Source organism: Streptomyces sp. HUAS ZL42 (genome assembly GCF_040782645.1).
Taxonomy (GTDB): Bacteria; Actinomycetota; Actinomycetes; order Streptomycetales; family Streptomycetaceae; genus Streptomyces.
Genome location: NZ_CP160403.1, coordinates 3,445,369 through 3,466,448, shown reverse-complemented (window position 1 = coordinate 3,466,448; position 21,080 = coordinate 3,445,369). Strand labels below are relative to the sequence as shown.

The 21,080-nt window shown below is 62.7% G+C and carries 16 protein-coding genes and 2 pseudogenes; 9 read left to right on the top strand and 9 right to left on the bottom strand.

The features are described 5' to 3' along the window. Positions 1–45: 45 nt before the first annotated feature. The gene (locus ABZO29_RS15755; RefSeq protein WP_367320816.1) at positions 46–4,020 is read left to right on the top strand and encodes a hypothetical protein; all 3,975 of its coding nucleotides are present in this window, start codon (positions 46–48) and stop codon (positions 4,018–4,020) included. Between the two features lie 995 nt (positions 4,021–5,015). Here the strand turns inward: ABZO29_RS15755 and ABZO29_RS15750 are convergent. Together ABZO29_RS15750 and ABZO29_RS15745 are read right to left on the bottom strand one after the other, a co-directional pair. Next, complete coding sequence (locus tag ABZO29_RS15750) at positions 5,016–6,254, bottom strand: hypothetical protein (RefSeq protein WP_367320815.1); 1,239 nt, start codon at positions 6,252–6,254, stop codon at positions 5,016–5,018. A gap of 104 nt (positions 6,255–6,358) precedes the next feature. Continuing rightward, the gene (locus tag ABZO29_RS15745; protein WP_367320814.1) at positions 6,359–7,507 is read right to left on the bottom strand and encodes a DUF262 domain-containing protein; all 1,149 of its coding nucleotides are present in this window, start codon (positions 7,505–7,507) and stop codon (positions 6,359–6,361) included. A gap of 187 nt (positions 7,508–7,694) precedes the next feature. Here ABZO29_RS15745 and ABZO29_RS15740 point away from each other — a divergent pair, with 187 nt between their 5' ends. Then, positions 7,695–8,141 carry a GntR family transcriptional regulator gene (locus tag ABZO29_RS15740; protein WP_367320813.1) on the top strand — a complete coding sequence of 149 codons (447 nt, stop codon included), beginning with the start codon at positions 7,695–7,697 and terminating at the stop codon, positions 8,139–8,141. Positions 8,142–8,152: 11 nt separating this feature from the next. Then, positions 8,153–8,724 (top strand): annotated as a pseudogene (locus ABZO29_RS15735) (HD domain-containing protein). Here ABZO29_RS15735 and ABZO29_RS15730 read toward each other — a convergent pair. Together ABZO29_RS15730 and ABZO29_RS15725 are read right to left on the bottom strand one after the other, a co-directional pair. Next, a complete protein-coding gene (locus ABZO29_RS15730; protein WP_367320812.1) occupies positions 8,712–9,182 on the bottom strand; it encodes an NUDIX domain-containing protein in 471 nt (156 codons plus the stop codon). The pseudogene ABZO29_RS15735 and the gene ABZO29_RS15730 overlap by 13 nt on opposite strands. Beyond that, positions 9,182–9,947, bottom strand: a pseudogene (locus ABZO29_RS15725) (helix-turn-helix domain-containing protein). Before ABZO29_RS15725 ends, ABZO29_RS15730 begins: the two are co-directional and overlap by 1 nt. A 272-nt stretch (positions 9,948–10,219) precedes the next feature. Here ABZO29_RS15725 and ABZO29_RS15720 point away from each other — a divergent pair. Both ABZO29_RS15720 and ABZO29_RS15715 read left to right on the top strand, forming a co-directional pair. Beyond that, a complete protein-coding gene (locus ABZO29_RS15720) occupies positions 10,220–11,503 on the top strand; it encodes a tyrosine-type recombinase/integrase (protein ID WP_367320811.1) in 1,284 nt (427 codons plus the stop codon). Between the two features lie 87 nt (positions 11,504–11,590). After that, on the top strand, positions 11,591–12,235 hold the full coding sequence (locus ABZO29_RS15715) for a hypothetical protein (protein WP_367320810.1): 645 nt from the start codon (positions 11,591–11,593) through the stop codon (positions 12,233–12,235). Here the strand turns inward: ABZO29_RS15715 and ABZO29_RS15710 are convergent. Further along, positions 12,226–13,545 carry an ISL3 family transposase gene (locus ABZO29_RS15710; protein WP_367320809.1) on the bottom strand — a complete coding sequence of 440 codons (1,320 nt, stop codon included), beginning with the start codon at positions 13,543–13,545 and terminating at the stop codon, positions 12,226–12,228. The two genes, ABZO29_RS15715 and ABZO29_RS15710, sit on opposite strands and share 10 nt — an antisense overlap. A 141-nt stretch (positions 13,546–13,686) precedes the next feature. Further along, positions 13,687–14,325, bottom strand: a complete 639-nt coding sequence (locus ABZO29_RS15705) for a hypothetical protein (protein WP_367320808.1) — start codon at positions 14,323–14,325, stop codon at positions 13,687–13,689. A 1,138-nt stretch (positions 14,326–15,463) separates the two neighbouring features. On the opposite strand from ABZO29_RS15705, the gene ABZO29_RS15700 reads away from it, so the two are divergent. Continuing rightward, entirely contained in the window at positions 15,464–15,991 is a 528-nt protein-coding gene (locus ABZO29_RS15700) for a DUF4365 domain-containing protein (RefSeq protein WP_367320807.1), read from the top strand. A gap of 184 nt (positions 15,992–16,175) precedes the next feature. Further along, positions 16,176–17,210, top strand: coding sequence for a hypothetical protein (locus tag ABZO29_RS15695; protein ID WP_367320806.1), 1,035 nt, complete (start codon positions 16,176–16,178; stop codon positions 17,208–17,210). 102 nt (positions 17,211–17,312) lie between these two features. On the opposite strand, the gene ABZO29_RS15690 is transcribed toward ABZO29_RS15695, so the two are convergent. Beyond that, positions 17,313–18,356, bottom strand: a complete 1,044-nt coding sequence (locus ABZO29_RS15690) for a hypothetical protein (protein ID WP_367320805.1) — start codon at positions 18,354–18,356, stop codon at positions 17,313–17,315. 221 nt (positions 18,357–18,577) lie between these two features. On the opposite strand from ABZO29_RS15690, the gene ABZO29_RS15685 reads away from it, so the two are divergent. Then, complete coding sequence (locus ABZO29_RS15685; RefSeq protein ID WP_367320804.1) at positions 18,578–19,024, top strand: winged helix-turn-helix domain-containing protein; 447 nt, start codon at positions 18,578–18,580, stop codon at positions 19,022–19,024. A gap of 11 nt (positions 19,025–19,035) precedes the next feature. Beyond that, the gene (locus tag ABZO29_RS15680) at positions 19,036–19,605 is read left to right on the top strand and encodes an HD domain-containing protein (RefSeq protein WP_367320803.1); all 570 of its coding nucleotides are present in this window, start codon (positions 19,036–19,038) and stop codon (positions 19,603–19,605) included. Here the strand turns inward: ABZO29_RS15680 and ABZO29_RS15675 are convergent. Further along, positions 19,593–20,066 (bottom strand): NUDIX domain-containing protein, encoded by a 474-nt coding sequence (locus ABZO29_RS15675; protein WP_367320802.1) that lies wholly within the window; start codon positions 20,064–20,066, stop codon positions 19,593–19,595. The two genes, ABZO29_RS15680 and ABZO29_RS15675, sit on opposite strands and share 13 nt — an antisense overlap. Continuing rightward, the gene (locus tag ABZO29_RS15670; RefSeq protein ID WP_367320801.1) at positions 20,063–20,833 is read right to left on the bottom strand and encodes a helix-turn-helix domain-containing protein; all 771 of its coding nucleotides are present in this window, start codon (positions 20,831–20,833) and stop codon (positions 20,063–20,065) included. The genes ABZO29_RS15675 and ABZO29_RS15670 overlap by 4 nt, the downstream gene beginning before the upstream one ends. Positions 20,834–21,080: the final 247 nt, after the last annotated feature.

The window sequence follows — 21,080 nt, the reverse complement described above, 5'->3', positions numbered from 1 at the left end:
CACAACTGCCACTGTTGTGGCCCCGGTTCGGACAGACTGGGTCTCATGAGCGGGTTGACACACTTTGGCCACGAGGCCGACGCTGCGCTGGAGCAGTGGCAAAACACTCGGCGCAAAATCACCCTCGCGCAGGCGTTACCCGACGGGGGCAGCGGAGCACGCCTCGGCTTCGTCTTCCATGAAGGGGATGCAGAGCATCCACAGCAGAAGCTTCTGCTCAAGCTGTGTGCCGACGATGACGGGGCCGTCACCGAACCTCATGATCTCGAGACGGCCTGGCAGTCCGGTCCGGACTTCCACCGGGGTGGGCCCGCCTTCGTCTTTCCCGGGCGCCGGCTCATTCGCCAGGTCTATCCGCCGCTCAGGGTCGGCGACAGCTGGCTGATGTTCCTCGAGTGCGCCCTCGATGAACGCGGACGCAATCCGCTGAACCCGTTGACCGTGATCCCACCCGGCGACGGGAGAACCGATGTAGCCGCCGCCGTCATCGAATCCATCTTCACGGAGTGGAATCCCGACCCGCGCGCCGAGCACGACATGGCGGCGCAGGACTTCCTGGCGAAGGCTCTGGGCCATCGGGCCGACCCCGCCGGCCACCTGGCCGGCGCCGCCGCGCGGCTCCTGGGCACCGACCTGCGCAGCACATCTTTCACACCGCCGGGATGGTCTCATGCGCTGCCCAACCCCACCCCGTTTGCGGATCCTTCCCCGCTGGCCCGTCTGAAACCGCCCACGGTGGCCCTGGGCCGCGCCCACTACGACCTCCACCCCGGCAACATCATGGTGGCCACGCAGCCGCAGCTTGCCCCCGACTCCTTCCGCCTCATCGACCTGTCCCGCTTTCAGGAGGTAGGGCTGCTGCTGCGAGACCCGGTCCAGCTGATGCTCTACCTGGTCTGCGACTACCTTCCCCGACTGGACGAGCCGGCACGCAACGTGCTGGAAGAACTCCTGCTCAACGACGATGAGGAGACCACCGCGGCGGACGAAGTCCTCCTGCCCAAAGGCCTGCTGTCCACCATTCGGCGCCTGCGCGCCGCTCCTGACCCCTGGCGCCGGGTCCGCCGCTACGCCCAGCCCGAATGGCACCCCCAGTACCTCCTGGCCCTGCAGGCCTGCGCCCTGATGTTCCTTCCTCGCCGTACGGAACGTGCCGAACAGCTGTGGTTCCTGCGCCTGGCTGCCCGCGCCTGCGCAGCCTTCCAGGCCAGGGCCGATGTGCACACCCCGCGCCGCCCTGCACCCGCGCCGAAGCGGCGAGAAGACGACTCGGCCGCCGGCGGGCCCGTGGGCTGGGCCCAGTGGCGCGAGCAGGTGCCCGCCCCCGGCACCCCGCTGGCTCTTGTCACACACGAGTGCTTCTCCAGGCCGGCGATCGAACGGGATGTCGAGCGCCAGGCCTACCGATCCATGAGCGAATGGCTCGACCAACCCTCCCCGCGTTCCGCCATCTTGAAGGTCGAAGGTGCTCGGGGCTCGGGCCGCACCTGGGCGCTGCTGCGCAGCGTGGACGAACTCCACCGGCTCAGGCAGGCCCCCGTCTTCGTCCTCGACCCGGAGAGCGGAGCCGACATCACGGCATTGAAGGCCTTCCGCGCCGCACAGCAACAGCCCTTCATCATCGTGCTGGACGCCCTCCGCGACCCCGACGATGTGCGGGTCATCCTCAGCCCCACGCTGGACGACCAGGACAGCAACCAACCCGGGCTGTACTTGCTGACCGAGTGCGACACCCCCGCCTGGCTGCAGCCGTTGCAGCAAACGGTGCAGGTAGGACGGGTACAGATCGACGAAGTACAGGCACTCGCCGCGCAGTTGCACCCGTCCCGCTCGCGGCGGCACCGCTTGACCCACAACGAACGAGCGGACATCAACTTCCGTCTCAGGAGCGACAACCCCCCACTCATCGGCGAAGTCGTCCGCATGCTCAGCTCCGACCGGGAGCAGGCATTCCAGCGGTACGCGGAAGAACTGCACGGACAGTTCCAGAAGTACCACTCCGGGACTGACAAGGCTCTCGGCCTCCTGCTGCTCATGTACTGCGGAGCCCAGCGGCTCCCCGTACCTGACGGTGTCCTCAGCGAAGCATTCGGCCTTGCATCGGACGACCTCGAACAGGCACACGGCTACATCGCCGGGGCCGGCCAGCGCCTCGTCTGGCTGGGGCAGCGCACCGCCCTGGACCGGGCACTGAAAAGAATCAAAAACCGAAACGGAAATCCCACCTTCGAAAAATGGAGGCATGAATTCCTGCACAAGGCGCTCAGGGGACTTGACCCTGCAAACCGGTTGCACCGCAAATTCGCGCGGGAACTCATCACCAGGACCTCGAAAGAGGACCGATCCTGGCTGGTGAGCAATCATCGGAACCTGATCCTCGCCATCGCCGCGAAAAGCGCTCAGGATCCGGTGTCGACCCAGATCTACGCCTGGTACCCTCTCATCCTCGCGATCCACCGCTCGGACGGTGAAACGCTCCCGGACGTCCGATCCCTGGCGGATGACTGGCAGGCCGGACTCTCGGCCGAACTTGCGCAGAACCTCGCTCCCCAACCTCGCAGCCCGGCCGAAGTACTGCACATGCTCCTCACCCTGGGCGGCGACGAGACAATGCTCCACTTGGTTCGCCGGCTGCAGGGCGCCTCCGAATGGGATGTAAGCCCCTGGGCGGGGTTCTTCGAAATGGTGGAAAAATTCCCCAGGAAGAAAGAAATCACCGACATACTGATGCCGGTTCTGCGGGGCGGCGTCGTGGACGTGCCGCACCTGCTGCACACCGGGAACACGGCGCAGTTGTTTCCCCCTCTGGTCACCAAGCACGGGCGGCCCGACGACCGCACGTGGCTGTGGCGTCACCTGTACAGCGCCGTGACGGACATCGACACGGCGTCCTTGCAGGACCGCTACAAGTGCGCAGGCCACTTCATGGACCTGACGCGCCGCTGTCTGACCCAGAAACGGCACGATCTGTCCCTGCGCATACTGAAAGCCTGCATGCAGCCATCGACCCTGGATGACACCACCTGCCACGGATTTGAAGCAGAGCTGGAGGTGATTCGTCGCACAGAAGCCGACGACGCGCTGGGAGCGCGAAGCACGGAGGCCCTTTTGTCCCTGGCCTGCGAGCTCCCGCCCAACCAGGCCGCCCACGTGTGGCAGTGGCTGTTGAAACTCGCCAGCCAATGGCATCCGGACGAACTGCACCGCCTGTCCCGGATGTCGCTGGATACGGTGGGCCGGCTGATGAAAGATCCCCAGGTGCCCGTCAAGGACTACCTGCAGCTGCGTTTCGCGGCGCTGGAAACAGCCATCCACGCGCGCACGCTGCGCCCCTCGGACGCGGAGAACTACCTGAAGGGCTTCCCCGCCACACCCGAAGCCAGTCAGGCCGAGCTGGTGGTGCAACTGGCCACCGCGGTCATACAGTCCAGCGACCCGGCCGACTCCTCAGAGGTGTCCCGGCTCCTGTCCGACTGGGCGGTGCGGGAGGCATGGGAGTCGCCCGCAGTACTGGGCAACTGCCTGGACGCTTTGGCCGACTGGGCAGGCACCCCAGCCCCAGCCGCATCAGCCGCGGCGTTCACGCTGAACCCCTGGACCCTGAAACGCCTCATCCTCGCCCTGCGCCTGCTCCCGGGTGACCTCGCCAAACAACGAAGCAGGATTCTTCGCGTCCTGCAGAAGTATCCAGAAGAATCACAGAAAGAGGCGTACGGGGTGGTCGTTTCGGAACTTCTGCGGGTCCGCATGCCCGACCGCGTCGAAAGACACATGCAATCCCGGTCGGCAGAAAACGCGAACGACCTCTGCGCCAGGGCGCACGCGAAAGCCCTTCAGGGCGACCTCACCGCGGTGCGCGCCTTCCTGCGCCGCTTGCTGCAGATGTACGACAGAACCGGACGTGGAGCCCATCCCACAGCCATGCGGGAGCTGACCAAAGCAGTGACCGAACAAACGTCGGGGCCCGAGCAGCGATGCTACCGGCTCGTCAACAGGTTGCAGACCCTCAGCTTGATTTGACCCTTGGTATTCAGCGGAATTGGGCGATCTGACGCCCCGATAGCAGAAAGGTGCCGTTGGCCTGACCTATGAGGGCTGGGGCTTCCCCTTGTGGTGCGTCGGGAGCCCCCTGCTGTGGGGGAGCCGAGTCCGGGTCAGGAGGCCCGCGATTCAGGTTTACGTCGGGATCGATGTGCATCGCCGCCGGTCGCAGATCGCCGTGATGGACGAGAGCGGCCGGACGGCGGCGAACCGGAACGTCCGCAACGGGCGCGAGACGGTGCTGGGAGTGATCGGTGACCTGCCGGTGGGCACGCCGGTGGTGTTCGAGGCCACGTATGGCTGGGGCTGGCTGATCGAGCTGTTCCAGGACTACGGCTTCGAGCCGCATCTGGCCCACCCGCTGCAGTGTTCGCCCCTCGCTCGCAAGCCGTACGGCTCCGCTCTGGCCTCCCCGTGGCTGAGGTGGCCGGCGCGCGGGCAACTCCCCGGAGGTGATCCACCGCCGCTATGCGGGGGTTGCCGACGACAGCGAGGTGGAGAACAACAAGAAGATCGAGAAGACCATGGGGTGGGGGGAGGGGCCGGACAGCGTGTGAGCCCCGTGCGTGGCCCACACTCCCCTCACACGTGATCAGTGCGCAACAGTGAGAAAGAGCGGGAGTCAGTGAGACTGACTCCCGCTCTCTCATGTCGGCATCCGCCCTGGTCAGCGCTTGATTTCTGCTGTTCCCAGGCGAGTGCCCCGGCAGGATTCGAACCTGCGCACACGGCTCCGGAGAGGGTTCTGTGCAGGCCAGCCGCAGTGCCACTGACCTGCACACTCTTGGCAGTGCGTCGTACGCGCGCTGCTCTTCTATCGCATATCGTGCGCAGCGACCGGCTCATGGCCCCTCCCGCGGGCCTGAAGCCGTGAGTTGATCGTAGGCAGCCCTCGAGGCAGAGCGCTCAGCCAGCCAGATGTTCGGCGTGAGGAGCTGCATGGTAGACGGCGGACATCGATTTGGTCTCGGGAGTTACTTGAGAGACGACAGAAAGTCCTGAAGCTCGGCCCGATCAGTGTTTCGCACGTAGGCCATGGATAGCATCCTCATTACCTCTTGACGGGGGCGTCGGGCGAAGCTGACGAAATCCTCGAGCCAGTTGTGGGCTTCCCGCCCCTCGATTGACTCCAGGAATCCGACAATCGCCTCCGGGGTCTGGGAAAGGTGGTCTGCGAGGAATGAGACCTGCTCTTTGGCCGACGCCTTCATCAGGGCGTCCGGATCTCCCGGAAGGCAGAAGAGTGGCCAACGGTTCTTCTGGCGGGTCTTTTTTTCGTTTTTGGCGACAGCTTTCTTTACGTCCTCTGCCTTGTCGCCATCGGCAACGAAAGCGAAGGATGGGACTCCATCTATTTTCTGATCGGGTCTAGGGAGGTGGGCCCAGATGGCCTCGAGATCCCCGTAGCCCGCGCACCAAAGAAACCGGCATGACTGCCATAGCTTCGGGTCTGCGGTACGGGTGATCTCCTGAATTAGAATGTATGCCGCTTCATCTTCGAGAAGTACGACCCATTCCACTTCCCGCGTCTGGCCATACAATCCTGCCACTCGATCCTTCAGCATGTCCGAAGGGCCGATGAATTGAATGTCTGAAGACTGATAGGCCAGCATAATTGCCGCGTCTGCGTCAAGGGCTGGCTGAATTACTTCAAGCGAGTGCGATGCGACAACGAGGGGCTTCCCGCCATTGATGCAGGTTTCCAATAGATGAGCCAGGAAAGCAGCCTTGGAAGGAGCTGGCAAGAATGCTTCTGGTTCATCCAGAAGGAAGGCCTGGCTGTCACTACCCTTGCTGTACGAGAGGATCCACATGAGGAGGTGAACGCTCAACTCACCAAGACCCATGCTCCGAAAGTCGTACTCTCTTCCCCCGTAGCGCACCACGAAAACAGGAACTACCTCTTCACCGACGAGCGCGGAAAAAGGGCTACCTACGATGGGTGCTACGTACCATCTAACCTCTTCGTAGTCTCGGCGAACCAGATCCTGGACTTCATCGAGTTTCACTTTTTCTGGGGCGAGGGGATCTAGCTCGTCCAGCAAGTCAGGGATGTCATCACGCTTGCCGAAATCGTGCAGTAGGTAATTAACCAGCTCGTACATGGCCACGACAGGTGCATCCGAAAGCGACTTGGACAAGCTGCTGAGCAGCCGTGTCTTTCCGGATCCGTTGAGTCCAAAGATGACAGTGAGAGGTTTCGGCAACTCCACCTGGTCTTGTGTGCCGAAGCCGTCCAAGGCTACTTGCCGGGGAAACTCTCCAGAGGCGTTAGTTTTAGCGAGGCTCTCCCACCGCTGCCCCAATGGCAAAAGTCTCACAGATCGGCCCCCCAGTTGATCCTCTCGATCTCCGCGAGCATTTCATGCTCTGCATCATCCGATGACTTCAATCTCGCGGAGATATCGGCAAAGCGCCCCCGACCGGCCGACCTGAATGCCTCATGCAGTATGTGTAGCGCGAAGTCGCGCAACAGAACCGAAGAGACGTCAAGCACTCGATAGGAAGACCTGTCGTTGTAGGCTTTTACTACGCCGATTAGATCTGGCTCGATAGTGGGGCCGAGTTCTGTTATCGGTAGTTCCGGAGTGACGGTGCCTGTCCTTAGACCCTCGAAGTTCCTGATGAACTTCTCTGGGATGCTTTCCCCTGTAGTTTGGATTACGTGATCTGTGAAGACTAGCCAGGTGAATAGTGTTGCTTTGTTAAACCTCATGATCTTTCGGCCGCCGAGGGTGGCCCCCAGGGCGATGCCGGCGTCGCAAGCGCGCCGTATTACGGATGGGCTGAAATCATTGGACCTGTAGAACTGTTCAATGTATGTGTTGCTCAACTGGCGTCGGAGGGTTCCCTCTTCAAGGGCAACACACACCCTGGCCATTACATCGTCGTACGCCAGCCTGCCGTTTGAGAAGCCTACAACCTCGCGTTTCAGGAGACCTGCTTCGACAAGGGTGGAAACGACGTCCTTCACCTGGTCTCGAGCTGCGCCAAATAGAGCGTTGCGCTTTTCTGAAGGAGTCAAGGCGTACTGCTGATTGAGGCGAAAGAATAGTTCTGAGGGCTCGGCGGGTTCATAGTCCGTCAGCGTTACCACGCTGATCTCGAAGCGCTGAAACCTCTTCTTCAGGGTTTCTGGAAGCTGGTCGAAAAAGTAACCATCATAAGGTTCCAGCTCCTCGCTCGGTGGTTCAATTTTGGCGGAAAAGCGGAACACGTTATTCATGAAAGCCTGGATCGTGCGGAGCCGCTGTTGTCCATCCAAAATAGATTCGAAGCCCGCGTCATCGCGTACTACATGAATGGCAGGTACGTACCATCCGCGCAAGATCGTGTCGACCAGACGTTGTCGGCGAGCAGTATCCCAGACTTCGCCGCGTTGATAGTCGGGTTGAAGATCGAGATCACCGCGTCTGATGCGGTTGTACAGCACTTCGACTTCGAGGTCAGACTTGCGTAGCCTCACTGAGCTCCTTTAAGGCAGCGGCAATGCGTTGGCGGGTCATCGTGTAGTCGCAGGCTACCGTTGCTCGAGGCTCAGTCTGTGGGCTTTCCTCGTGCTGCCCAGGTACTCGGTGGCGGTAGTTTGCGCCTGACGTGGGAAGCTGATCGTACTGAGGCTCCGTGCAGGATGCTCGTGAAGGGGAGAGCACGTGCCGCAGGCCAGTCCGCGAGGTACCTACTTGCAGGTCTCTGAGTCGCTACGACAACAGATCGAATCGGGTGACGCGGGTGACGCCTTGCCTTCAGAGGCCGCGTTGATGAGTTCACACGGCGTGTCCCGCAACACCGTGCGCCGCGCTCTAAAGGTGTTGGAGGTGGACGGCGTTGTCGAGTCAGCCTCCGGTATCGGTTGGCGCGTTGTCCGGGGCGGTGACCGACGCTCCCTCGTGCAGCGATTGACCGATCTGATCGCAGAGGACTCGCTCTCTGTGGGTGACTCATACCCCTCTGAAGCGAGGCTCTGTGAACGGTTTGGAGTCTCCCGCACGGCCGTGCGTCGTGTGCTCGGCCAGATGGAAGGAAACGGGTTGCTCTCCACCATCCACGGCAAGGGGCGAACCGTACGTGCTCTCCCGACACCTCCCCTCCAGTCGTAGCCTTAGCCGCCATGGGACTGACTGAGTGGGCGTACTCGCTCTCTGAATCGCTGCTGTCTGATCCGCTCCCGCGCCGGTGGGCTCACTCGCTTGGGGTTGCTAAGCGCGCGCTCGCTCCCTGGGGCCGATGGTCGGCAATGATGCCGAGTTGCTCGAGGCTGCCGCGGTTCTGCATGACATCGGGTACTCGCCGGCCATCGCGACCACGGGCTTTCACCCCTTGGATGGTGCGCGGTTCCTTAGGAACCAGGAAGGGGCGGACGAACGGGTTGTTCGTCTCGTGGCTCACCACTCCTGCGCTCTGCTGGAAGCTGAGGAGCGCGGGCTCAGGCAAGAGTTGGAGGGTGAGTTTGAGCTGGAGCGGCCGGACCTGGTCGACGCCTTGCTCTACTGCGACATGACGACGACGCCCGACGGGACGCAAACGACGCCAGTTGAGAGGCTGGACGAGATCGTGCAGCGGTACGGCCCTGACACGATCGTTGGGCGGTTCATTCAGCGCGCAGCCCCGGAGATCCACGCAGCATCGAAGCGGGTTGAACACAGGTTGGCGAAGGTAACTGCCGACGGTCAGCCGATGTAGGGCTCTTGTCGCGATTCGTCGAGGCCGTGTCGGATGCGCAGCATCATCGACGGGTGAATGTCTAGTCCGTCCAGGTCCGCTGGGCAGACCCAGCGGACCTGTTTTGACTCGCTGCTCGTGCGCAGGGTGCCGCCCACGGGGTGCGCTCGGAAGCAGATGGAGAACTGTTGCCGGACCTCTCCGTCGTCATACGCCAGCACATGTTCAGGGTCCGTGCAGAGCCCCACGATGCCGTCTACCTCAACGTCTATGCCTGTCTCTTCTGAGACCTCACGGATGACGGTGTCGCCGATGCGTTCGCCGATATCGTGGCCGCCGCCGGGCAGTGCCCACAGATCGTTATCGGTCTTGTGGATGAGCAGCCGCCCTGCGTCGTCCAGGACGACCGCGGTGACCGAGGGCACCACCGAGTTGGCCTTGGGGGCGGTCGGGTCACGGAAGTAGTCGATCCGGCTCATCAGGCGGTGCCTTCCCACTCGGTAGGCGAAGAGATCGGACGCCGACTCCCAGACCTTCTCAATGCTCTCAGCGTAGGCGTCGAAGAGTTCACCGCCGGGCACGCGTCGCAGGTGCAGCACGGGTGCCATGTAGGCGCCGACCCCGTAAAGGTGCCCGTTCGCCAGCATCTCGTCGTCGGCCCGGTAGATGGAGTTGTAGAGGGTTGCACCGTGCAACCGGAACTCCACTCCGGGGAGGCCGAAGAGCGGGCCGTAGTTGATGAGGGCGTTCCGGATCTTGCCCGCCATTGCCGCGCCGATCCCTTCGTCCTCGCCGCGCACCGCCACGGCCGCCGACGTGGGCTCTCCCAGGATGAAGCGGATGGGCACTCCATCGGCTGACTTCTCTTTCACGATGCGGTGGAACGACGCGTCTTCCGTGAGCCAGAACCCGGAGTACACCAACAGGTCAAACTGACGGGTTGCCTTGGAGTAGAGGTTCGTCCAGAGCGTTTGCATCACGACGGACCGGTGTGGATAGAGCCTGACCAACTCCGCGTTACTGGCGGCCGCGACCTCAGCTGACGTGCGCTCGTCGGGCCACAGGTACGACACCTCGCATCTCAACAGTGATGCCGTTGCGAACTGGAAGCGGCGATATGGCTTGCGCTCCGGTTCGTTGATCCATCGCTCTACCGTCTTGGCCTCGACCCCGAGTCGTTCGGCGACCTCGTCGAGCGTCAGGCCCAAGTCCACTATCGCGCCGCGCAGTCGCTCGTTCGCCATGCCAACCTCCGCCTTCCTGGGACGACTTGGTTCGACTTCACGGTAGCTAAGGACGACTTGAGCCGTACATCCGCGAAGTCGATCGTCGGCCCTGCCGACGCCAGTCTGTAGGTACATCGAGCGCGAGAGGCCCGCAGACCTCAAACAGCCGAAGGGCTTGACGGGGCGAACCTCTCTCCGCAGGGAAGGTTTCCAAGGCGCAGAGCAAGACCCGTCCCTACCAACTCCGCTGGAAAGTCGGAGGAAAGGTCAGCAGTGCCACCTTCGCCACGGTGGCGCTTGCAGAGAGCCGTAGATCTGACCTGTGGCAGGCAATGCGCCGTGGCGAGGCATTCCGCATCGCGGACGGGCTGCCTGAATCCGAGGTACGGGCCGAGGCCAGCGCGGAGCAAGCCCGGGAGGAACTGCCTTGGTTCGCGTTCTGTCGCGAGTACATGGCGATGCGCTGGCCAACCGCCGCGGCCAAGACCCGTGAGGGCATCGCCGACGGGCTCGCCGCGGTGACGTTGGCTCTGGTAGAGCAGGAAACGAAAATGCCGTCGCCGGAGGAGCTGCGTCTCGCCTTCCGGTGGGCGGTCATTCCCAAGAACGCCGAACTTGACCCGCCGGAGGAACTTGAAGACGCCTACCGGTGGATGTCCAAGAATTCACTTCTCGTCTCCTCGCTGGAAGACCCGAAGATTCTTCGCGATGTTCAGTATCGGCTCTCCTTCAAACTGGACGGCACCCCCGCGGCGGGGGAGACATCCCGTCGTCGTAGGCGCGCGCTCAATACCGCGGTTGAATACGCCATCGAGTGCAAGCTTCTAACGGAGAATCCACTCGCCGCTATCAAGAAAGTGAAGAGTGCTTCATCGGACCGCGTGGACCCCCGCGTCCTTGTGAACAAGACGCAGGCTGCTCAACTCGTCGCTTCGGTCTCATACGTTGGGACATGGGACCGTAAGAAGGGTTGGCGCCTGGTTGGCTTCTACGCGGTCATGTACTTCGCGGGGCTCCGACCGAGTGAGGCTGTGGGGCTCAGGAAGGCTGATTGCTTCCTCCCGGAGAAGGGGTGGGGCGTTCTGACGCTTCACGACACACACCCCGTGTCGGGGAAGCAGTGGACAGACAGTGGAGAGGGCCACGACAGGCGCGGCCTGAAGTCGAGAGAGGCCAAGGAGGACCGGCCGGTCCCGATCCCGCCACCACTCGTGGCCATGCTCCGCGCCCACCTCGAGGAGTTCGGCACGGCCGAGGATGGGCGGCTCTTCACGAACGAGCGGGGCGGTCTCGTGGGCAGCAGCACCTATTGGCGCGTGTGGCGGGACGCTCGGGAGTACGCCCTCCCGCCGGACCTTCAGGCTTCCATCCTCGGGGGACGGCCGTACGACCTCCGGCACACCTGCATCACGACTTGGCTGAACGCTGGCGTGCCCGTGGCAGAGGTCGCCCGGCGCGTCGGCAACTCGCCCGAAGTGATCCACCGCGTCTATGAAGGGTGCATCTACGGCCAGGAGGAGACCATGAACAAGAAGATCGAGGCGGAACTCGATTGGCCAGACGACCTCGTGTGACTCCCCATGGCGGAGCGTGAGCCGCTCGCTGTACCTTGCACTGCGTCATTCAGGGGAGGATCTGGAAGGGGAGAAGTGCAGTCGGCAGTGGACATGTTGGAGGGCAAGGGGTTCAACCTAGTCACCATCGGGCTTGCGGTCCTCGCCTTGGCTCTGGGTGCAGTCTCTGTCTACTACGCCAGAAGGGCCCTCTTCCCCCCAAAGCGTCAGCTCTTGTACGACCTTGAAAGTGCTTCACCCTTGGTAGACCAGTCTGGCCTCCAGTCCGGGAGCATGACGATCGAGGTCCTCTGCAACGGTGTAGCTCTGACGGACCCGTACGTCGCTGTAGTCCGCTTGAAGAATTCGGGACGACACGCGATCGCCAGTGAGCAGTTTGATCGGCAACGAGCCCTTGAGATCGATCTGAACGTCTCAGTTGTGGAGCTTCTGAGTGCCGACGCTGGCCAACACGGGGCGGTCATCAGCGCCTGTGCGGTTTCAGGTACAACCATTTCGTTCGGGCCTGAGCTGATCAGGAAGGGGCAAGCGATCACCTTGACCGCACTCGTTGAAGGTGCGCCGACGCTTGACGTTCGCGATCACTTCGTCGACGTGCAGCTCAAGCGTGCGGGCGTGGGAGGGGCGCCTGTGGCTGCCTTCACGGAACGGGTGACGACAGCGACGGCTGCAGCGGGCGCCGCATCTGCGCTGGTCGCCGTAGCCACGAGTTTGTTGGGTCTTCAAAGTTGAGCGGTGCGGAGGTGTCCGCGGGCTCGGCGGGTGGTGACGCAGCGTGTGCGTAGGCGTTGGTTGGCCGGGTTGCGGAAGCCGTGGGCAGCTCTGGCGACGAGCTTGATCACGCGGTTGATGCCCTCGCTCTTGGCGTTGCTGTGGCCGGTGGCGATGAACGTTTCTATCTCGGGCCACCAGCGGTCGACCGTGACGGCGAGCTGGCGGACCTCGGGGATGTCGGAGTCCGCGCACCAGGTCAGGAACTTCCAGCGCAGGTGTCCGATGCGGTGTCTGTCGGCGTCGGTGCGGGAGGTGGCGAGCAGGTCCCGCAGCCGCTCCTTCGCGATCCAGGCGGTCAGGAGCGTCATGCCGATCGCGCCTGCGTCGATGAGCCCGTTCCACATGTGGGTGAACTGCTGGTCGGTCAGGTCCTCGCGGTTGCGCAGGAGCCGGCGCCTGGCCCTCCACTCGGGATCTGCGGCCCGTCCGCGTCGGCCGCGCAGGCTGGCGGTGGTGCGGCGGCGGACCGTGTTCAGCATCTTGTTGGCGAGCTGGACCACATGGAAGTGGTCGACGACCACCGTGGCGTGCGGCAGTGCGGTACGGATCGCGGCACGGTAGCCGGTGGACATGTCGATGGCGACGAAGCGGATCTGTTTGCGCCACTCCAGTGGGGTGGTAGACAGCCAGGCCAGCACGTCGCTGGGGGCGCGGCCCTCTACCTGTCCGAGCAGGCCCTGGACTCCGAAGGCGTCGACGAAGCCGGTGTGCCACTGGTTCGCGACCGGCTCCCAGCGCCCGGAGTCCGGGTTCTGCTGCCATTGGGTGCGCCCTCGCCGGGTCTCGTCGATGCCCAGCACCTCGATTGGTTCCAGCGCGGCCGCCGTCACCGCCTGCCCGGCGGTACGGAAGGCGTTCATCACGGTGGGCCAGGACAGATGCAGGTCACGGGCCGCCTGAATGACAGTGGACCCGGCGTCGCATACCCGCCGACCCGCCGCGTTCCGTAACCGCTGGGTGATCCGTGCTCCGGCCGGGACCTGGCGGACCTGCTCGGTGAAAGAGCGCCTCGGGCACTGCGGTTCGCGGCAGTACCAGCGCCGCTTGCGCCACACCAGTTCCAGGCCCCGCTCGCCGTGGGGCAGGTCCCGCGGCCGCGATATCGCCGATCCCTTGACCCGCGAGGAGAGCACTCCACATGCGGGGCAGGCCCGCGCGCCCTCCTCGGCCGTGACCAGGTGCACCCGCCGGGCGCCTTCTGCCAGCCGTTCGACCCTGACGACGGCCAGGCCGTCGAGGTCAAGCAGCAACGTCGTATCGTTGTCCAAGCCCGTGGTCCCATGATGATCAAGCTGCGTAGAGAACAGTAATGATCACCCGTGGGCACGGGCGCTCTGCATCCAGGGCAGCACCCAGTCGAGACTCGCCGACGTGACAGCGGCGCGGTTCCGGGCAGCCTTGGCGACCGGTCACAGCTGCCCGGAGTCCGGCCAGTTGGACCAGTGGGTATTGGGTGAAAGGCTCGGTCGGTAGCGGCTGATGTCACCGGAAGCAAGGACTTCCGCGATCTGCTGGTAGGTCTCACTCGCGCTGGGAGGCGCTTCAACGAGATCCTCCGGCTGGTGCCATTCCTCCAGCTGCAGCACTTTCGGCAGGTCGGCGGGGATTCGCGACCACAGTTCGGCCTCGTCCGCGAGGAGCAGGTCCCGGTGCTCCGGCACGAGTGCGCGGAACACATCTTCGAGCGGCTCGCCGGGCTCCATGTCCACGACGAGCGGCCAGCCCCTGACGACTACGGGAGCGTCGCCCGCGTACTCCTCCTCGTCGTCGATCTCCTCCATGTTTTCGACGCGGTCGAGGAACCCCTCGTTCGCAAAGCCCGGCCCACCAGCCGTCAGGCAATTTCCGAAGACATGGAGCACGTCAACGAGGTTTCCCATGCGCGGGTTGTAGCCGACGGTCTCGACGATCAGGGCCCAGCGTTCCGGGTCGCGGAAGAGGTGCATCCGTGCGTCCACGGCAGAGAAGTAACCATGGCCGAGGTCGGGGAACGTGAACTCGTCCGCGCATTTGTCCAGTTGAGCAAGGATGTTTTCCACTTCGATCATGTGGCGGACACTACCGGGGGCGACTGACAATGGCCCCTTGGACAGGAGCGAGTACGTGCAGGATTGCGGGGTTCTACTGATGTCGCTGTCGACCTGAACCGGGAAGCGTTGTCTTGGGCCCTCCGCTCCCCCGATGAACTGACACCGCAGGCCGGGCGGGTGGCACAGGCGAGGAATCGTGCACGGATCGGACGACCGGCGCCAACGCAAGGGCTGTCACTTGCTGGCCTTCCGTTCGGAAAGCGTCCATCACCACAGGCCAGGACAGGTGCAGGTCGCGGGCGGCCTGCACGACTGTGGAGCCCACAGCGCGCACCCAGTGGGCGATCCACCAGCCCGCGGGGACCTGGCGGACCTGCTCGGCGAACGGTTTTTGGGCCACCGCGGCTCGGCGCAATCATGCACCCGGGGCGCGCTGCATCCAGGACAGCACCCAGTCCAGATCGCCGACAGCATCGGATGATCAGGCTGCTGAGCACGCCACACCGTTCAAGTTCGAAGACCCAGTTTGTTCTCGTAGGGCCGTCGGCGTGCCTCTATCGCAGGTCTATCGAGACCAGTGCGCGGCAGTGACAAAGGGCGGGACTCAGTGAGACTGAGTCCCGCCCTTGGTGTCGGCATCCGCCCTGGTCAGCGCTTGATTTCTGCTGTTCCCAGGCGAGTGCCCCCGGCAGGATTCGAACCTGCGCACACGGCTCCGGAGCCCAATCACAGTTGGGCTTGCGAATGAGCCCTGACCAGCACGATCCTTGATCGATGGAGGCGCGCGGTGCCCTCCTGTATCGCAGATAGTGCGCAGTCGGAAGTCGCCTCCGGCTCCTGCGCCCATTGAGAGGTCGGCTTCGCCGACGGGCTGTAACCCCCTGGGTGTTGCAGCCGTCTGTGACCGGACAGCCCGGACACCGGCACCCTGAGCTGTCCGGGCTGTTTGTGTAGGTGAGAGCGTAACCGGACAGCCGGACACCTGGGACGCTAGGCGTTGGTCACCGCATGTAGACACCCTGAGTACTAAATCCTTCACCATGGGTGTGCAGTTGGCCCAAGTCGATCTACCCTGCAAGTGGGAGGGGGGAGTCGGTTGGTGCAATCTGCCGGAGACACGGGGGTCAAGCGCGCCCCGGTCAGTCGCATAGAAGCGGTGAACAAGAACACCTTCACTGCATGCATGGAGCAACTTCAGGAAGGCTACGTTGCCAGCGTCGCTGCGACGGCCGGCTGCGCTATGACTGCTGTCAGACGTGACATCTATGGTATGGATGCACTGCTCGCCCGCCCCCCGGTGATCACTGGCAAGCAGGAGGCCAGTGTGTACGTGCAGCTAAAGAACACCACTACCATCCGCCCGGACCCGTCTAAAACTGAATTCAGCTATCAGTTCAAGAAGCGTGAGTACTTCGAACACCTCTCGCTGGTGAGGAGTACGCCCAAGGCCATATTGGTCGTTATGGTCACGTCGCATCGACAGATGGATTGGACCCGCGCCAGTCATGATCGATTGGAGCTCAATTACTGTTGTTATTGGGCTTCACTGGAGGGGCAAATAGCCAAGCAGGGCGTCGCGAGTCCCACCATAAGGGTTCCAACCGCGAATATATTTGATGCCTCTTCTTTGACTCTTATCCTCGACAAGCTTGATAGGGGTGAATCGTTGAATGAACAGCCTTGATTCCTCGGTGATCCCCGGCAACGTGGATCCCCGTAGGCTTGCATCTGTCCTGGAAGAAGCAGGGTGGCAGATGGTTGGGGCGAGGGATGGGGCGTATAATCGCTTGGCTCCTCCGGGCGCCAGTCCTTCCGGTCCGGCCACTCTCCTGGTTCCGCTCGATACGGAAGCTCCAGACTTTTCCTTCATGATGAACGCCGCACTGAGGCAGTTGGCCGACGACCGCGACTTGTGGACTCGTGTCCTGTCGCCGCGACTCATCGTGCAGACGGCAGATGAATTTAGGTTCAGGAAAGAGTCCTCTGCGCCTAGTGGGATGATTGCATGGCGTGAAGGGGAGCAGCTGATCCTGTCGGCACGAAAAGCTCTTTTGGCTGGAGCTAAGGCATTTGTTGATCCCGTCCGACATTTCAGTAACAAGTTCGGTCAATTTGCCAATCGTTATCTTGAGGGCATCTTGATGGGGCAGACTGCCCCTGGCAGTTACATCGTCACTGCCTACGCGCCGACGGCGGCCGCTGTTCCTCTTCGGGGAGGCGTTCAGTCTGCGAGTCCTGATCTGACAGGCTCGAACGTCGCTCAGTCTCGCGAAATCAATCTGGCTGTCGTGCGTGCGGTAGGTGCAACAGTTGAAGCTCTCGACCACTACAAGACCACTCATTCGATGACGGGGTTCGCTGCCGGCGTGCAGCAGGGAGTCTCATACGAAATGGCTATTGCCCTATTGGGCATGGCTTCTCAGTCTGACGGTGCGGACATCACGGTTGAATGGGACCCTAGTCGTCCGATTCCAGGGGAGTCCGCATCCGTCACTTTCGATCTGCGAGGTAGTGACGCACCCGTCCTGGAAAAGGCGGCCAATGAACTTGCGTCAGACAGTCGGTCCGAACGTAAGACCATTGTTGGTCGGGTACACCTCCTTGCAAAAAAAGAGGCGGGGAGTCCAGGCGTATTCGGAATCGACTCTCTCGAAAGTGGCCAACCCAAGAAGGTGCGAGTCCGACTGGCCTCTGATGAGGACTATCATGAGGCTGTTAGGGCTCATGAAGAAGACCTTGCGATCCGGGTTACCGGTAACCTGGAGCGCGAAGGTACGTTGCACTGGCTCTATAATGCGGCGGTTGTTGAGACGCTGGGTCCCATTGAGGAAGTGATTCAGCGGCGAGCGCGCAATTCGAGAAGTCGCTCTATCTCGCCGGGGCAATCTGAGTTGTTTGAATGAGCATTCGGAAGTCGCCTCCGGCTCCTGCGCCCAATGAGGGGTCGGCTCCGCCGACGGGCTGTAACACCCGGGGTGTTACAGCCTCTGTGCACAGCGCGCCGATCAACCGCTCAGGCGCCCAATGGCCCGAGCCAGCAAGGGCGTATCCCTATCGCCCTGCCATTGCACTACTTCGAAGCGCGGCCGGGCGTTGTAGGTAGAGTTAAATTCATGCACCTCTTGGGCCAGTGGTGCATTGGTTACAACGAGGACATTTGCGGCGAGGGTGGGGAGCTTGGAAATCACCTTCTCGATATCGTGAAGGCTTAGCTCACCTCGACGTCGAAATCTGACTTCTACTGCAATTGTGGTACTGGCTGGAGTCTGCCCGTAAGCGTCGAATTCATCGTCTCTGTTTCCCGGTTCGGCAGGAAGTCCCGCGCGCCCCAAGGCGTGAACTACGGAACGTTCGTATTGGAGCGCTTGGAACCTCGGATCCTGTGATAGCTCCAAGGCTTCTACGATGCGTTGCGCGGCAGTGATATACGATCGTGCGCCACTCTTCGTTAGGAGGATATCGCCTTCATGGACGACTCGATTCCGCAGATGGCGCAGGTCCTCAACGGACCTGGCGAGTTCATCGGAAAGCAATCCCATGCCGGACAAGGTCTGCGAAGTTATTGGTGTAAGGCCGTGCTTTATTCCGGCGGTCTTCACCGCCCTTTCTACCTCGCGCCATGCGGCCATGACGGCGGCAGTTGTTTCCGTCTCGGCAAGTTCAAAAAGATCGGAGAAATCGCTACTCAAATTTTGCGGTCGAGTGATCTGCTGCGGTTCTCCGGTCGATATTTCGCGAGTTTCCACATCATCTATTTCTGAGGTATTCGTCTGTGCTGCCGCCAGCTCGCCAGCCATCTCGCTCTCAATTTCGGCAGCTTCCTGAGCAACTGCATCAGCCTGCTTTTCAAAGGCTACTGTTCCAAGGGGAGTCTCAACAGACTCGACGCGACCGAACAGTGATGCCAGTTGCTTCCTGAAGGTAAAGCCAAGAGTCAGCACAACGGCTGGCCAGACGAGCGTGCGAAGGTATTCCAAAGCCATCTGCCAAGACATAGCGGGATGTTTCCACAACTGCGCGCTGCACGTCAGCACTTCGAGCAATTTCACTCACGGCTCGGCAGGCCGGCCATGCGGGGGCGGCGCACCGGGGAGCCGCGGCGTGCGCAAGCGGACAGCCCGGACAGCCCGCCCTTCGCCTGTCCGGTCTCTTGTCGCAGGTCAGCGACTTATCCGGACAGCCGGACAGGTAGGACACTGCCCGTCCAATGACGTGTTGTGTGCCTCGTGGCACCCTTGGCAGCGAGCGATGAAGAGCGAGAGGAGCCGAAGTGCCGGAGGCCAGTCCGCGCGGAACATACCTGGTCATTGCAGAGGCGCTGCGAAACGAGATCGAGGCAGAACAGGGCAGCGGCGCCCTGCCGTCTGAGGCTGAGTTCATGGACATGCATGGCGTCTCCCGCAACACGATCCGTCGTGCTCTTAAGGTTCTCGAAGCCGAGGGTGTTGTTGAGTCTGCTCCCGGCATCGGGTGGCGAGTCGTTCGGGGCGGCGACCGTCGATCTCTCGCGGAACGGCTGACCGATGTGATCACGGAGGACTCGCTGTCAGTGGGTGACACGTACCCGTCCGAGGCGAAACTGTGCGAGCGGTTCGGAGCGTCCCGTACCGCAGTGCGCCGTGTCCTGGCCCAAATGGAGGGAAACGGCCTGCTTGCCACCGTTCATGGCAAGGGGCGGACAGTGCGCGCTCTCCCGACTCCCGCGGTTCGGCCGTAGCCTTGGCCGCCATGGGACTGACTGAGTGGGCGTACTCGCTCTCCGAATCGTTGCTGTCTGATCCGCTGCCGCGTCGGTGGGCGCACTCGCTGGGGGTCGCCAAGCGTGCCCGCTCCTTGGCCCCGATCATGGGGGGCGATGGCGAGTTGCTGGAAGCTGCCGCGGTGCTGCATGACATTGGGTACTCGCCGGCCATCGCCGCTACAGGCTTCCACCCGCTGGACGGCGCGCGGTTCCTCCGAGACCAGGAAGGGGCCGACGAACGGGTTGTTCGTCTCGTGGCTCACCACTCCTGCGCCCTGCTGGAAGCCGACGAACGCGGACTGAGGCAGGAGCTAGAGGGCGAGTTCGAGCTAGAGCGCCCAGACCTGGTTGACGCCTTGCTCTACTGCGACATGACAACGACGCCCGACGGGACGCAGACCACGCCGGCCGCACGGTTGGACGAGATCGTGCAGCGGTACGGCCCGGACACGATTGTCGGGCGGTTCATCCATCGCGCGGCCCCCGAGATCCACGCAGCGACGAAGCGGGTTGATGACCGGTTGGCGCAGGTCTCTGCTGGCAGTCAGCCGATGTGAGGCTCCCGCCGCGATTCATCGAGGCCGTGTCGGATGCGCAGCATCATTGACGGGTGAATGTCCAATCGGTCAAGGTCCGCTGGGTCAACCCAGCGGACCTCTTTTGACTCACTGCTCGTGCGCAGGGAACCGCCGACGGGGTGGGCTCGGAAGCAGATGGAGAACTGTTGCCGGACCTCTCCGTCGTCGTACGCCAAGACGTGTGCAGGGTCGGTGTAGAGCCCCACGATGCTGTCTATCTCAACGTCAATGCCGGTTTCTTCTGCGACCTCACGGACGACGGTGTCACCAATGCGCTCCCCGATGTCGTGGCCACCGCCGGGCAGCGCCCACAGATCGTTGTCCGTCTTGTGAATGAGCAGCAATCGTCCCGCGTCGTCCCGGACGACTGCGGTGACCGATGGCACCACCGAGTTGGCCTGAGGGGCGTTCGGGTCGCGGAAGTAGTCGATGCGGCTCATCCGGTAGCGCCTTCCCAATCGGCAGGTGAAGAGATCGGCCGGGCCGATTCCCAGACCTTGTCAACGCTCTCGGCATACGCGTCAAAGAGTTCACCGCCGGGCACGCGCCGCAGGTGCAACACGGGGGCCATGTAGGCGCCGACGCCGTAGAGGTGCCCGTTCGCCAGCATCTCGTCATCGGCTCGGTAGATCGAGTTGTAGAGGGTCGTACCGTGCAGCCGGAACTCCACCCCGGGGAGGCCAAAGAGCGGACCGTAGTTGATGAGAGCGTTTCGGATCTTCCCTGCCATCGCCGCGCCGATCCCTTCGTCCTCACCGCGCACGGCCACGGCCGGCGACGTGGGCTCTCCCAGAATGAAGCGGATGGGCACTCCGTCGGCTGACTTCTCCTTCACGATGCGGTGGAACGACGCGTCCTCCGTGAGCCAGAACCCGGAGTAAACCAGCAGGTCAAACTGACGGGTCGCCTTGGAGTAGAGGTTCGTCCAGAGGGTTTGCATCACGACGGACCGGTGCGGATAGAGCCTGACCAACTCCGCGTTGCCAGCGGCCACGACCTCAGCTGACGTCCGTTCGTCCGGCCACAGGTACGACACTTCGCACTTCAACAGCGAGGCTGTTGCGAACTGGAAACGCCGATATGGCTTGCGCTCAGGTTCGTTGATCCATCGTTCCACCGTCTTGGCCGCGACCCCGAGTCGTTCGGCAACCTCATCGAGCGTCAGGCCCAAGTCCACTATCGCGCCGCGTAGCCGCTCGTTCGCCACGCCAACCTCCGACTTCTTGGGACGACTTGGTTCGACTTCACAGTAGCTAAGGACGACTTGAGCCGTACATCCGCGAAGTCGAACGTCGCCGCCACCGACGCCAATCTGTAGGTACATCGAGCGCGGGGAGCTCGCAGAACTCAAAACAGCCGAAGGGGCTTGACGGAGCGAACCCCCCGCTGCAAGATGAGGAACACGTAATACATGTATCTCAAGGTCCTCCGGGAGCTCCGGACGCCGTACCGCC